The 13,592-nt window shown below is 57.8% G+C and carries 13 protein-coding genes and 1 tRNA gene; 1 reads left to right on the top strand and 13 read right to left on the bottom strand.

All coding sequences use genetic code 11. The features are described from left to right. Positions 1–53 precede the first annotated feature (53 nt). The 10 genes from nagA to nadD form a co-directional block, all read right to left on the bottom strand. Positions 54–1,253 carry an N-acetylglucosamine-6-phosphate deacetylase gene (gene nagA / locus GFC01_RS16705; RefSeq protein ID WP_207707639.1) on the bottom strand — a complete coding sequence of 400 codons (1,200 nt, stop codon included), beginning with the start codon at positions 1,251–1,253 and terminating at the stop codon, positions 54–56. A 26-nt stretch (positions 1,254–1,279) separates the two neighbouring features. Then, positions 1,280–1,651: a redoxin domain-containing protein gene (locus GFC01_RS16700; protein WP_341474067.1), complete on the bottom strand. Its 372-nt coding sequence runs from the start codon at positions 1,649–1,651 to the stop codon at positions 1,280–1,282. Next, positions 1,617–1,880, bottom strand: a complete 264-nt coding sequence (locus GFC01_RS16695) for a PAS domain-containing protein (protein ID WP_152948289.1) — start codon at positions 1,878–1,880, stop codon at positions 1,617–1,619. The genes GFC01_RS16700 and GFC01_RS16695 overlap by 35 nt, the downstream gene beginning before the upstream one ends. A 54-nt stretch (positions 1,881–1,934) precedes the next feature. Continuing rightward, positions 1,935–2,156, bottom strand: a complete 222-nt coding sequence (locus GFC01_RS16690; protein WP_152948288.1) for a hypothetical protein — start codon at positions 2,154–2,156, stop codon at positions 1,935–1,937. A gap of 75 nt (positions 2,157–2,231) precedes the next feature. Next, positions 2,232–4,718 (bottom strand): leucine--tRNA ligase, encoded by a 2,487-nt coding sequence (leuS, locus tag GFC01_RS16685; protein ID WP_341474066.1) that lies wholly within the window; start codon positions 4,716–4,718, stop codon positions 2,232–2,234. 185 nt (positions 4,719–4,903) lie between these two features. Further along, positions 4,904–6,568 carry an AMP-binding protein gene (locus GFC01_RS16680; RefSeq protein WP_152948286.1) on the bottom strand — a complete coding sequence of 555 codons (1,665 nt, stop codon included), beginning with the start codon at positions 6,566–6,568 and terminating at the stop codon, positions 4,904–4,906. Between the two features lie 187 nt (positions 6,569–6,755). After that, positions 6,756–6,830 (bottom strand) — tRNA-Ala (locus GFC01_RS16675). 254 nt (positions 6,831–7,084) lie between these two features. After that, positions 7,085–7,441 (bottom strand): ribosome silencing factor, encoded by a 357-nt coding sequence (rsfS, locus tag GFC01_RS16670; protein WP_152948285.1) that lies wholly within the window; start codon positions 7,439–7,441, stop codon positions 7,085–7,087. Between the two features lie 168 nt (positions 7,442–7,609). Continuing rightward, positions 7,610–7,867 (bottom strand): RNA recognition motif domain-containing protein, encoded by a 258-nt coding sequence (locus GFC01_RS16665; RefSeq protein WP_152948284.1) that lies wholly within the window; start codon positions 7,865–7,867, stop codon positions 7,610–7,612. A gap of 118 nt (positions 7,868–7,985) precedes the next feature. Beyond that, positions 7,986–8,600, bottom strand: coding sequence for a nicotinate-nucleotide adenylyltransferase (nadD, locus tag GFC01_RS16660; RefSeq protein WP_152948283.1), 615 nt, complete (start codon positions 8,598–8,600; stop codon positions 7,986–7,988). Between the two features lie 189 nt (positions 8,601–8,789). Here nadD and GFC01_RS16655 point away from each other — a divergent pair, with 189 nt between their 5' ends. Then, on the top strand, positions 8,790–9,698 hold the full coding sequence (locus GFC01_RS16655) for a selenium metabolism-associated LysR family transcriptional regulator (protein WP_341474065.1): 909 nt from the start codon (positions 8,790–8,792) through the stop codon (positions 9,696–9,698). A 2-nt stretch (positions 9,699–9,700) separates the two neighbouring features. On the opposite strand, the gene GFC01_RS16650 is transcribed toward GFC01_RS16655, so the two are convergent. From GFC01_RS16650 to obgE, 3 genes are all read right to left on the bottom strand, one after another. Then, entirely contained in the window at positions 9,701–10,957 is a 1,257-nt protein-coding gene (locus GFC01_RS16650) for a glutamate-5-semialdehyde dehydrogenase (protein ID WP_152948282.1), read from the bottom strand. A gap of 288 nt (positions 10,958–11,245) precedes the next feature. Further along, positions 11,246–12,370, bottom strand: a complete 1,125-nt coding sequence (gene proB / locus GFC01_RS16645; protein WP_152948281.1) for a glutamate 5-kinase — start codon at positions 12,368–12,370, stop codon at positions 11,246–11,248. 60 nt (positions 12,371–12,430) lie between these two features. Then, on the bottom strand, positions 12,431–13,592 hold a 1,162-nt coding region (gene obgE, locus GFC01_RS16640; protein WP_152948280.1), incomplete at its 5' end, for a GTPase ObgE.

Below are 13,592 nucleotides of genomic sequence, written 5' to 3'. Positions count from 1 at the left end.
ACTTTTAACTGGCCAAAACTGCCCGTCCCCTTTTCCGGTAAAACAATCATACATCAGCCGGTGCCGGCCCTGCCAGTGACGGCCTGTGCGGAAGGAAGCCGGTAAACTATTTCTCCCCGCACCATTACCAGTTCTACCCGGTAATCGCGGGTAACCACGGCCAGATCGGCATCATATCCTGCCGCCAGCCGGCCCTTCCGGTGGCCGCAGCCGGCAATTCCCGCCGGCACGGCGGAGGCCATAGCCACCGCTTCATGCAGCGGCACCCGGCAGTCTTCCACCATCCGGCGCACCGCCCGGTCCAGGGTCAGGGTGCTCCCGGCCAGGGTGCCGTCAGCCAGCCGGGCCTCCCCCTTTTGCACGGTTATGGTCCGGCCGCCCAGCCCGTAGCTGCCGTCCGTCATCCCTGCAACCCCTATGCTGTCGCTTACCAGCACCAGCTTCTCCCTTCCCTTCATCCGGTACAACAGCCCCATGACCGCCGGGTGGACGTGAATGCCATCGGCAATGAGCTCCACGGTAAGGCGGTCATCCACCAGCGCCGCCCCCGCCAGTCCGGGTTCCCGGTGGTGCAGGCCCGCCATGGCATTAAAGCAGTGGGTCACATGGGACAACCCCCGGCCAATCGCTTCCTGCACCTGTAAATAACGGGCGGCGGAGTGTCCGGCGGCAACGCGCACGTTTGCTTCACGGAAATATTCAATAACCTCCATGGCGCCGGGCAACTCGGGGGCCAGGGTAACCAGCCGGAGCAGCCCGCCGGCCTCCCCCAACAGCTGCTGTGCGGCGGCCAGGGAGGGTGGGGCAATTCCCTCCTTCCGCTGGGCACCCCTGCATTTTGGAGCAATCCACGGCCCTTCCAGGTGAATCCCCAGCAGTTCAGCCCCGGCCGGTGGAGGTCCGGCGGCCACGGCCCGGGCCGCCCGGCAGACCCGGACCAGTTCCGGCATTTTCGCCGCCATGGTGGTGGCCAGAAAACCGGTAACGCCATGCTGTACCAGTTGCCGCGCCATGGCAGCCAGGGACCCGGCGTCACCATCCATTACGTCAAAGCCGCCAATACCATGTATATGAATATCAATCAACCCCGGCCAGATCCAGCCCCCGGATACCGGGATCAAAGGGCAGCCTGCTGGAATCAATTCCGGGCGGTAGGGTCCGGCGCAGGTAATCACCGGGCCGTCGGTAATTACCATTCCCTTTTCCAAAGTCCGGTCGGGCAACACCACCGGACCCACCAGCACTACCGCCACATCAACCGCTCCCCTTATCCGGTATTCTAAATGGTACCGGCCTGGTCAAACTCAATTTTAATCCCCGGCTGGCCGGGGTGCCACCCGGCCGGTACCCCCTCGCCGGTGGCCGCGGCAAACTGGACGGCCTGTAAAACCCGGATGATTTCGTCCACGTTCCGTCCCACTTCCCGGGGATAGACGCAATAATATTCAATGCGGCTCTGGGGGCTGATAATAAAGGTGGCCCGGTAAGCCGCACCCGTTTCCTCGTCCAGCACCTCATAGGTCCAGGAGATCTCCTGGGTGCGGTCGGAAAGCAGGGATACTATCATGGAAGAAATGGGCTTAATCGATGGTGAAATAGCCGGCGTTACCGGAACTTTATAACCATGGCACTGGACGCACAGCCACCGCACCCACCACCCGGCCGTCATGGGTAACGGGCGACAGGTTGGAAACAAGATGTTTTCCGTTGATGACCACCCGGCGGCTCGTCTGTAACTGCCCTGTTTCCAATACTTCCGGCAGTCCGCTGCCGGGAGCCACCTCCTGAATGGGCCGGCCGGTGAGGGCGGTGGCCGCCCCGCCCAGGATAAGCTCCGCGGCCCGGTTTAAGGCCGTGATGCAACCACGGGCATTTACCATAATCACCCCATTACAGGTATTTGCCCACCCTGGCGGCCGCCTTCCTGGGCTTCCTCACATTGCCCATATGCCCCTGGAACGGGCCAGTAAATTTTGCTTTGACCTGGTTCCGGCCTGTTCCACATAAAATGATAGCGCTTGGAAAACTGCCTCGGATACCGTCCTGGCTTTTGTATATTCCATCAGTTTCTTTAACAATTCCTTGCGTTCCTTTTGCGCGGCATAAAGAGTTATCCGGCCGTATTTTTCCAGCTCCTTTAGTTCCGATTTGGACATTTTCACCACCTCAAACATATGATATCATATCATGTTTGATAAGTAAAAAAAGAGAGCCTTCAGGAAGGAAAGCCCTCACTTCACCACAATATTTACCAGTTTCCCCGGCACGGGGATAGTCTTGACTATCTTTTTGCCCTCCACCAGTTTCTGCACCCGGGGCTGGGCCAGGACCACTTCCTGCATCCGGGCCGGGGTGATGTCCGCCGGCACCACCACCCGCTCCCGCACCCGGCCGTTGATCTGCACCACAATGGTGATTTCCTCTTCCACGATGGCCTCGGGATCGTATTCCGGCCAGGGCTGCTTGTGGATGCTCTCCCGGTGGCCGGTGACCTCCCACAGCTCCTCGGTAATGTGGGGGGCAAAGGGAGCCAGGAGTATGAGCAGGTGTTCCACCGCCTCCCGCAGCACCGCCGGCTCCCGGTCGGTGGCGGGCAGTTCCTTGTACTGGTACAGGCCGTTGACCAGTTCCATAATGGCACTGACGGCGGTATTGAAATTGAACCGGTTGCCGATGTCCTCGGTGACCTTTTTAATGGTCAGGTGGGTCAGGCGGCGCATTTCCCGGTTAACTCCCACCACTTTGCCGGCCGGCCTGGAGGGGGCACCCTTTAATTCGCCGGCCACCGAAGCCACCAGGCGCCACACCCGGTTCAGGAAACGGTAGCAGCCCTCCACCCCCTGGTCGCTCCATTCCAGATCCCGCTCGGGAGGCGCGGCAAAGAGGATGAACAACCGGGCCGTATCGGCACCGTAGGTGGCCACGATATCCTCGGGGCTGACCACATTGCCCCTGGACTTGGACATCTTGGCGCCGTCCTTCAGGACCATGCCCTGGGTTAAAAGATTGGTAAAGGGCTCCACGTTGCTCACCAGTCCCAGATCATATAACACCTTGGTGAAGAAACGGGAGTACAAAAGGTGCAATATGGCATGTTCCACGCCGCCGATGTACTGGTCCACCGGCAGCCAGTGCTCCACCTTGCGCCGGTCCCAGGGCGCCCCTTCGTCCCGGGGGCTGGTATAACGGTAGTAATACCAGGAGGAACATATGAAGGTGTCCATGGTATCCGTCTCCCGCCGGGCCGGCCCGCCGCAGCGCGGGCAGGTGGTATGGACGAATGCGGGGGAATCGGCCAGGGGTGACTGGCCGGTGGGTTTAAAGGCCACATCCCGGGGCAGGAGCACCGGCAGGTCTTCTTCGGGCACCGGGACCACTCCGCACCGGTCACAGTAAATAATGGGAATGGGGGCGCCCCAGTAACGCTGCCGGGAAATGAGCCAGTCCCGCAGGCGGTAGTTCACCTGGCCGCGGCCCAGGCCGGTCTTTTCCAGGTAGGCGATTACCGCCCGGATCCCTTCCTGCTTGGGCAGGCCGTCGAACTGCCCGGAGTTGACCATCACCCCATCGCCGGCATAGGCCTCCGTCATGGTCTCCGGGTCCAGTGCCTGTCCCGGCGGCTGGATGACCACCCGGATGGGCAGGTTGTATTTGCGGGCGAATTCGAAGTCCCGCTGGTCGTGGGCCGGCACGCCCATGACCGCCCCGGTGCCGTACTCCAGCAGGACATAATTGGCCACCAGTATGGGTACCCGTTCGCCATTCAGCGGATTAATGCAGTAAGCGCCGGTGAACAGCCCTTCCTTTTCCGCGTCGGTGGCCGTGCGGGCAATTTCACTCAAGTTACGCACCCGCCGGACGAAGGCCCGCACCTCTTCGGCCTGGGGCCGGCCCTTAATAAGACTCTCCACCAGGGGATGCTCCGGGGCCAGCACCATGTAGGTCACTCCGAACACGGTATCGGGGCGGGTGGTGAAGACTGCTATCTCTTCGTCCAGGCCGTCCACTTTGAACCGGATCTCGGCCCCTTCGCTGCGGCCGATCCAGTGCTCCTGCATGATCTTCACCTTTTCCGGCCAGCCGGAGAGAAGCTGCAGGTCCTCCAGCAATCGCCCGGCATAAGCGGTAATCTTGAAGAACCACTGTTCCAGTTCCCGCTTTTCCACCGGCGTTTTACACCTTTCGCAGACGCCATCGCCCACCACCTGCTCATTGGCCAGCACCGTGGCACAGGAGGGGCACCAGTTCACGGCCGCATGTTTTTTAAAAGCCAGCCCTTTATGGTAGAGCTGCAGGAAAAGCCACTGTGTCCACTTATAATAACCGGGGTGGCAGGTGGCCACTTCCCTGTCCCAGTCGTAGCTGATACCCAGCTGTTTTAACTGGGCGCGCATGGTGCTGATATTCTCCATGGTCCAGTCGGCCGGGTGGATATTACCGTGCTTGATGGCCGCGTTTTCCGCCGGCAGGCCGAAGGCATCCCAGCCCATGGGGTGGAGCACGTTATATCCCTGCATGGTTTTAAAACGGGCCACCACGTCACCAATGGAATAATTGCGTACGTGACCCATATGCAGTTTACCGGAAGGATAGGGAAACATCTCCAGGCAGTAGTATTTGGGACGGTCACTGAAGTCGGGTACTTTATATAATTTTTCCCTTTCCCAGCGTCTCTGCCATTTTTCTTCAATCTCTTTAAAATCATACCGTTCTTTCACCAGACATCCCCTCTCAAATCGATACCGTTCGTTAACTCACGACGGCATTTTATCACAAAAATCACCTGAAAAACAAGAACCGACCGCCCGGAGGGATACTATAGCGGTAATGATAAAAAGGAAAAAGCGGGGTGGCTCTGGCATAATAAGCCTTCACCACCCCGGGGGCAACAGGCAGTTTCACTTCAGGCCGTTTCCACCCGGGCCGCCTGGTACAGGCCCAGCTCGTGGATGGCCTGTTCCCGCAGCTTGAACTTCTGCACCTTGCCGTTGGCCGTGGTGGGATAACCGGGTACAAACTGGATGTACTGCGGAATTTTATAGCGGGCAATTTTCCCCCGGCAAAATTCCTTGATCTCCTCGGGGGTGGCCGTGCATCCTTCCTTTAACTGAATGAAGGCCATTACCTCTTCCCCGTATTTAAGGCTGGGCACTCCCACCACCTGCACATCCTTCACCTTGGGGTGGGTGTAAAGGAATTCTTCGATTTCCCGGGGATAAATATTCTCCCCGCCCCGGATGATCATATCCTTTAAGCGACCGGTAATGTGCAGGTAGCCGTTTTCATCCATAATTCCCAGATCGCCGGTGTGCAGCCAGCCGTCCTCATCAATGGCCGCTGCCGTGGCTTCGGGCATTTTATAATAGCCCTTCATCACATTATAACCCCGGGCACAGATTTCCCCCTGGAATCCCCGGGGAACCTCCTCACCGGTAGCCGGGTCCACCACCTTAACCTCCACCCCGGGCAATGCCCGGCCCACGGTGGCAACCCGCACCTCGATGGGATCGCTGGTTCTGGTCATGGTAATGCCTGGGGAAGCCTCGGTCTGCCCGTAGGTAATGACAATTTCCCTCATATTCATGCGCTCCACCACTTTGCGCATCACTTCCATGGGGCAGGGAGAACCGGCCATAATACCGGTGCGCAGGGAAGAAACATCATAATTCTGTTTTTCCAGCACTTCCAGCTCGGTGATGAACATGGTGGGCACGCCGTGCAGGGCGGTGCAGCGCTCCTTTTCCACCGTTTCCAGCACTTTTACCGGGTTGAATGTTTCCAGGGGTACCATGGTGGCCCCGGAGGCCACGCAGGTTAATGTGCCCAGCACACAGCCAAAGCAGTGGAAAAAGGGCACCGGAATGCACAGTCGGTCCTCCGGGCCGAAATTAAGACATTGGGCTATACCAAGGGCATTACCCACCAGATTATTGTGGGTAAGCATAACCCCTTTGGGAAAACCGGTGGTACCGGAAGTATATTGCATATTAACCCCATCGTCCGGATCCAGGGAAGACTGGCGGGCGCGCAGTTCAGCCGGAGAAATGGCTTCGCCCATCCAGAGCATTTGTTCCCAGGTATACATGCCCGGCGGTTCCTGATCACCGATAAAGACAATATTGCGCAGCATGGGAAACTTTCTGGCATTCAGGCGGCCGGGCAGGCAATGGGCCAGTTCCGGGCACAGTTCATTGATCATGGCTATGTAATCGGCATCCTTGACACCTGCCGTTAAAAAGAGGGTGGTAACATCGGAATTTTTCAACAGATATTCCAGTTCGAAGGATTTATAGCTGGTATTCACCGTCACCAGCACCGCGCCCGTCCTGGCACTGGCAAACTGGAGAAGCACCCACTGGGGTACGTTGGGAGCCCAAACGGCAATGTGCTCTCCCCTTTTGATCCCCAGGGCCATAAGCCCCCTGGCCACCCGGTCGCAGGCCTCCCGAAACGCCCGGTATGTCAAACGCAGATCCCGGTCGGGATAAACCAGTGCCTCTCCCCGGGGATTGAGATCGGCAGCTCGATCCAGCAAATCCCCAACGGTTATGCCCCCCTGAAAAATCATGCCGGCAGATTCCCCCTTTAAGTCTTTATATTATTAACCTGATAAAGAAACGGGTGTATAACTCTACCCCCGGTAAAAACTCCTCCCCGGTGGTGAGGGTTAATGGGAGCTTACCTCACATTAAAAAGCCTTCCGCCCCTATCAGGGACGGAAGGCTTGCTCCCGCGGTACCACCCTCATTGGTAAATGGTGGAGCTGGCGGGAATCGAACCCGCGGCCTCTTCCATGCCAAGGAAGCGCGCTCCCTCTGCGCCACAGCCCCATATATTTACCCGCTCACATGATAACGGCCACGCACCGGCCCGGAGTACCATTTTTCCCCCGGGCAACTCAGGGGCGAGTTCGGCAAATCCGGCATACCACCTCGCACCGGCCGGTGGCTCTCTGCAAATACCCTCAGTGCCTACTACTCCCCGTCATCGTCATTATCTTATTGTAACGGACATTGCTTATTATACGACAGCACCGCCTGCTTGTCAACAACCCCCGGGTGAAAAATTTTCCCCGGCCGTCACTTTAAAGATTTACCGGGACATCCACCACCCGGGCATCTCCCCACAGGCGTTCCAGGTTGTAAAATTGCCGTTCAGACTCCTGGAAGATATGCACTACCACGTCGCCGTAGTCCAGCAGGACCCATTGCCCTTCCCGCAGACCCTCCCGGCGGGGCACCAGCCCGGCCTTTTCCTCCAGTGCATCCATAATTTTTTCGGCAATGGCCTGCACGTGGGTGGTCGAACGGCCGCTCATGATCACAAAATAATCGGCAATCACCGAGATCCGGCTGATCTCCAGCACCGTGATATCCTGCGCTTTCTTATCCTCCGCCGCCTTCACGACAACTTCCACCAGCGCCCGGGGATCAATGGTCAAAAGGCATGCCTCCTTAACATTTTTTGGTTGGGTATATTATATTCGCTTTATTGCCTGAAGTTCCTGCCGGACAGGCTGAAAAAAACCTCCCCGTCCCCTGGGAACTGGAGGTTTCCGTAAACCAAGGAGCACCACTCCCCCCGCCACCGTACGGGAGTTTCTAAGGGCCTATGGGCGCTCATCCCTGGCCCGGGCTTCATTCACGGTAATTGTACGACCGTTAAATTCGGTGCCGTTCATGGCCGCGATAATGGCATCGGCATCATCGTCGGCCACCTCTACAAAACCAAACCCCCGGGAGCGACCGGTTTCCCGGTCGGTAATCACCCTGGCGCTGATTATTTCTCCATACCGGGAAAAAGCCTCCTGTAAGTCTTCCGCTTTGGTAGCCCACGGCAGGTTGCCCACATACAGGGTCCGTACCATTTATTTCACCTCTTTCCCTTGCTGCATTTCATGGTGCGGTTGACCTTATTATTTGTCAAAAGGGAGCCCCTAATACCGGATGACGACGACAAACATTTTCCAATAAAAATTAACAGGGCTAACGGTATAATCCGCGGTTTAAAATGTATGCTTCCACCGGCTCGGGCAACAAATACTTTATGGGACGGCCCTCCTGCACCCGCATCCTGATCTCCGTGGAGGAAATGGCCAGGGCCGGCACCTCCATGGTAATGATGCGGTTCATCCGCGCCGGAGCGATGCCGGACAGGCGTCGTCTCAGGTTGCCCAGGGGATAACCGGGACGGGTGGCGGCAATGAACCAGCACATGGTTAAAAGCTCGTCCACATTTTTCCAGTCAAGAATTTCCAGCACCGCATCGGCTCCGGTAATAAAATATATTTCCGCCCCGGGATATAAATCCCTAACCTCCCGAACCGTATCGATGGTATAGGAATAGCCCGGCCTGTCCACTTCCAGGGTGGAAGTGTCAAAAAAAGGATTGCTGGCCACCGCCAGTTCGGTCATGATCCACCGGTGGTGGGCACTGGAAATCTGGCGCCCGGTTTTATGGGGCGGCCTGCCGGCGGGAATAAAAATCACTTTTTCCAGCTGAAAAGCGTGCCGTGCCCCTTCAGCGGCCACCAGGTGACCATAGTGAATGGGGTCAAAGGTACCGCCCATGATACCCAATCTTTTTATTGCCTGTGCCATGCACAAAACCTCAGCACCATTTTACCGGCCGCAATACCAAAAAGCAACCCTTTTTCTGAAGATAGTTGACAGGTTTTTCAGGTGGCGGTTAGAATAATCGAGAGTTATGATTGAGAAAAGCCCGCCCCTTTTAACCCCGAAAAGGGAATCATCCCCGTAAGAAAACGAATTTTACTGGAGGTTAAGATTGTGCTGGACCATCAACTGAAAGTTTTTGTTACCGTGGCCGAGAAAAAAAATTTTTCCCGGGCCGCCGAAGTGCTCAATTTGACCCAACCGGCCATCAGCCAGCACATTCACGCCCTGGAAGAATACTACCGGGCACGGCTTTTTGACCGGTCAAACAAAAAGGTGGAATTGACCCAGGCCGGGGCCATTCTATACGCCTATGCCCAAAAAATTCTCACCCTGCACCAGGAGGCCGAGCGGGCGGTGACCGACCTGATTGAACTGGTCACCGGGAAAATTGTGGTGGGCGCCAGCATGACCATCGGTGAATATGTCCTGCCCCGGCTGCTGGGTGCCTATGCCCGGAAATATCCCGAAGTGGAGCTGGCCATGACCATAGGCAACACGGCCATTGTCTTTGAACAAACCCTGGAGGGCACCATTGATATCGGGCTGGTGGAGGGTCCGGTGGAACACGCCCATCTGCAGGTGGAGCCATTTCTCACCGACGAGATGGTACTGATCGTGCCCCCGGACCATTTCCTGGCCAGCAAGCCCGTAGCCACGGCGGAAGACCTGAGCCGCTGCACCATTATCCTGCGGGAGGAGGGCTCCGGCACCCGTCTGGCTGCCGAAAACGCCCTGCGCCAGCTGAATACCCGGCCAGCGCGGATCCTGCAACTGGGCAGCACCCAGGCCATCAAGGAGGCCGTGGAGGCCGGTCTGGGCATCTCCTTCCTTTCCCGGTGGGCCATCCGTAAGGAGCTGGCCCTGGGTACGGTCAAACCGGTGCGCCTGAAAGACACCACCATTACCCGGGAATTTAAAATCATCCGCAATCAGACCAGGTTCCAATCCCGGGCCAGCGACGAGTTCATCAATTTCATCACCAGGGACAAAGTAATAGCTTCATTGCGGAACGGATTTTAAACCTATCCCCGGATCTGGCCGTCACCAAATACAATGTATTTATAAGTGGTCAGTTCCCTTAAACCCATGGGACCCCGGGCGTGCAGTTTCTGGGTGGAAATACCGATCTCGGCGCCGAAACCGTACTGATAGCCGTCGGTAAAGCGGGTGGAGGCATTGACATAAACCGCCGCCGCATCCACTTCCTGCAGGAAGCGCCTGGCCCGGGCGTAGTCCCTGGTGACGATGGCCTCGGAATGGCGGGTGCCGTAGCGGTAAATGTGATCCATGGCCTCTTCCATGGATTCCACCACCTTTACCGCCAGAATCAGATCCAGGTATTCCGTGGCCCAGTCCTCTTCCGTGGCCGGAGTTGCCCAGGAAACAATCTCCCGGGTCTTCTCACAACCCCGCACCTCCACCCCGGCATCCTTCAGGTCGTCCAGCAAGCCGGGCAACAGCTCCCGGGCCACCGCCCGGTGTACCAGAAGGGTTTCCATGGCATTGCATACCCCCGGGCGCTGGCACTTGGCATTGATGACTATATCCCTGGCCATTTTTAAATCGGCGTCCTCGTCCACATAAACATGACAGTTGCCCACACCTGTTTCAATCACCGGCACGGTGGCGTTCTGAACCACCGTCCGGATCAGTCCCGCCCCGCCCCGGGGAATAAGCACATCCAGCAGGTCATTGAGTTTGAGCATCACATTCACCGCTTCCCGGTCGGTATTTTCAATGAGCTGAATGGCCCCGGCCGGGATACCGGACCGCTCGGCAGCCGAAGCAATAATGGCTGTAATGGCCCGGTTGGAGTTGATGGCCTCGGAACCACCCCGGAGCAAAACCGCGTTGCCCGCCTTCAGGCACAGGCCGGCGGCATCCACGGTAACATTGGGCCGGGCTTCGTAAATCATGCCGATGACCCCCAGGGGCACCCGCATGCGCCCCACCTGCAGGCCGTTGGGCCGCAGCCACATGGCTTCCACTTCTCCCACCGGATCGGGCAGGGCGGCCACCGTTCTTAATCCTTCGGCCATATCCTCTATACGCTCGGGGGTTAATAACAGGCGGTCAATGAGTGCCCGGGACAGGCCCTTCTCCCGCCCGGCACGCACATCCACCTCGTTGGCTTCCATAATGGCATCCCTGCTTTTAACCAGGCTGTCCGCCATGGACAAAAGGGCCCGGTCCTTGACCCCGGTGGAAAGGTAAGCCAGGCGGCGGGCCGCTTTCCTGGCCCTGGCGGCCTTTTCCCTTACTTCCTGTTCTACTGCCATTCCGCACTACCTCCCTCGAAAATAGATTCTCACTGCTTATGAGGGAACTAACGTTCCCATGGGTAGCTCCTTCCAAAAGTCGCCGGTCGCCGGGTTGAGCGGCCCGGCACTCACCGGAATATTGTGTTAATCCATGTATAATTTTTCTTAATTATCATATGAATGTCCGCGGCTGCCGGGCAGATTAAACTGGTTTCACCGGATTTTCAATGTTTAGAGGGACACGCCGGGCAATTTGCATTTCTTTCCACCGGTTGCACAGGAGATGAATGTAGTCATAAAGATGGTTTAAACGTCCAGGACCAGGTTGTTCCGGTGCACCACTTCGTCATAATCCTTGTAACCGAGCACTCTGGCAATCTCTTTTGTCTGCAACCCCTTTATGCGCTCCACTTCCGGGGAAGAATAGTTTACGATCCCCCGGGCGATTTCCTTCCCGGCCGGATCACAGATACTAACCGTATTTCCCATTTCAAAGGAGCCTTCCACCCGGATAATCCCCGAGGGCAGCAGGCTCTTACCATGTTCCAGCAGCGCCCTGGCCGCCCCTTCGTCCACGTAAAGGCAGCCACATACCGTAGAGCTGAAGGCAATCCACCTTTTTTTATTATCCATTCGCCCCGAAGGCCAGAAGATGGTGCCCAGGGATTCCCCGGACACCACCCGCCGTACCACATCGGGCTCCGTGGAGCGGGCCAGTACGGTGATAATACCCGAGTGCATGGCAATGCGGGCCGCCTGTAGTTTGGTCACAATGCCGCCGGTACCCAGGGAAGTACCCGCGCCACCGGCGCATTTCTCCAGTTCCGGGGTGATTTCCCTTACCTGGTCAATCAACCTGGCTTCCCGGCAGTGGCGGGGATCGGCTTCATAAAGACCATCTATGTCTGAAAGGAGAATAAGCAGATCGGCATCCACCAGGGTGGACACCAGGGCGGCCAGGTTGTCGTTGTCCCCCAGTTTGATTTCCTCCACCGCCACGGTGTCGTTTTCATTGATTACCGGCACCACCCCCAGGCGCAACAGGGTATACAGGGTGTTGCGGGCGTTTAAAAACCGCCGGCGGTCGCTGAAATCTTCCCGGGTAAGCAGCACCTGACCCACGGTGACGCCGTACTCGGCAAAAAATTTTTCATAAATATGTACCAGCATACCCTGGCCTACGGCCGCCGCCGCCTGTTTTTCGGGAATGGTTTTGGGCCGGCGGGTATAACCCAGACGGTACTGCCCCACCCCGATGGCCCCGGAGGTGACCAGAAGCACTTCCCGCCCCTGATTATGTAAATCCGCCAGCTGCCGCACCAGCTTTTCCATCTGGGAAAGGTTGGGCCGGCCGGTGGGATAAATCAGGGAACTGGAACCGACCTTGACCACCACCCGTCTAACATTACCCAGATCCCTCTCCCCGGACATATGATCACCACCGTTCCCAGTATAGCACAAAAAAAATAACCAGTCATGATACATTTACCCTCATTGACTGTTACTGTAGGTAAACTCGAAATTCCCGATGCGCACCGTATCCCCTTCCCGTATGCCGTATTTGATCAACGCCTCTTCCAGCTTCATGCGGGCAATAATGCGCTGTAATCTTTCCACCGCCTCGTCGTTATCCAGATCGGTCATGGCCACCAGACGTTCGATATCCCTGCCCGCCACCACGAAAACCCCATCACGGCACGATATGGAAAAAGGGGGCTCCCCCTCCACCCGGGTCATCCGGACATCCTCCCCGACCGTTTGTTCGGGCGGGGGCAGCACCGTTAGCAGGTCGGCCAGCCGGTACAAAAAGGGCTTTATCCCCTGGCCGGTCAGGGCACTCAGGGGAAAAATCTCATATTTGTCCCCGAGCGCTTCCCGCAGCCGTTCCAGGTTCTCCACCGCTCCGGGCAGGTCCATTTTATTGGCGGCAACCACCATGGGGCGATTGGCCAGAACCGGATTATAAAGGGCCAGTTCCCGGTTGATAACGGCAAAATCCTCCACCGGATCCCGACCTTCACCACCGGCCATATCCAGCACGTGTACCAGCAGGCGTGTCCGCTCGGTGTGCCGCAGAAAACGGTGGCCCAATCCGGCGCCCCCATGGGCACCTGCAATGAGACCGGGGATGTCGGCCATCACAAAACTGCGGTCCCCATCCACCCGTACCACTCCCAGATTGGGCGTAAGGGTAGTGAAGGGGTAGTCCGCTATTTTCGGACGGGCGGCTGAAACCCGGCTGATGAGGGTGGACTTTCCCGCATTGGGAAACCCCACCAGGCCCACATCGGCCAGCAGCTTGAGTTCCAGCTCCAGCCAGCGCTCTTCCCCGGGTTCCCCTTTTTCAGCCATGCGGGGGGCCTTATTTACCGCAGTGACAAACCGGGCGTTCCCCCGGCCGCCACGGCCACCCCGGGCCACGATGGCCTCCTGACCGGGAGAAACCAGATCGGCTATCACTTCCCCGGTGGCCGCATCCCGTACCAGAGTACCCGGGGGAACCCTGAGGACCAGATCTTCCCCCTGCCGGCCGTGCATGTTTTTGCCCATGCCGTGCTGCCCCCGTTCCGCCTTGTAATGGCGGTGGTAATGGAAATCCACCAGGGTACGCAGGCCGGGATCCACCTTGAGCACCACATTGCCGCCCCGGCCC

Source organism: Desulfofundulus thermobenzoicus, from assembly GCF_009428905.1.
Lineage (GTDB): Bacteria > Bacillota > Desulfotomaculia > Desulfotomaculales > Desulfovirgulaceae > Desulfofundulus_A > Desulfofundulus_A thermobenzoicus.
The sequence above is the reverse complement of the archived record's forward strand: the minus strand, read 5'-3'. Positions and strand labels throughout refer to the sequence as shown.

What these genes read in the sequence shown, in the direction of transcription:
- GFC01_RS16695 (WP_152948289.1), bottom strand. Translation starts at nt 1,880, where the DNA reads ATGGTAAATGCCCGTGGTTGCATCACGGCCTTAAACCGGGCCGCGGAG.
- GFC01_RS16690 (WP_152948288.1), bottom strand. Translation starts at nt 2,156, where the DNA reads ATGTCCAAATCGGAACTAAAGGAGCTGGAAAAATACGGCCGGATAACT.
- GFC01_RS16680 (WP_152948286.1), bottom strand. Translation starts at nt 6,568, where the DNA reads ATGATTTTTCAGGGGGGCATAACCGTTGGGGATTTGCTGGATCGAGCT.
- GFC01_RS16665 (WP_152948284.1), bottom strand. Translation starts at nt 7,867, where the DNA reads ATGGTACGGACCCTGTATGTGGGCAACCTGCCGTGGGCTACCAAAGCG.
- nadD (WP_152948283.1), bottom strand. Translation starts at nt 8,600, where the DNA reads ATGGCACAGGCAATAAAAAGATTGGGTATCATGGGCGGTACCTTTGAC.
- GFC01_RS16650 (WP_152948282.1), bottom strand. Translation starts at nt 10,957, where the DNA reads ATGGCAGTAGAACAGGAAGTAAGGGAAAAGGCCGCCAGGGCCAGGAAA.
- proB (WP_152948281.1), bottom strand. Translation starts at nt 12,370, where the DNA reads ATGTCCGGGGAGAGGGATCTGGGTAATGTTAGACGGGTGGTGGTCAAG.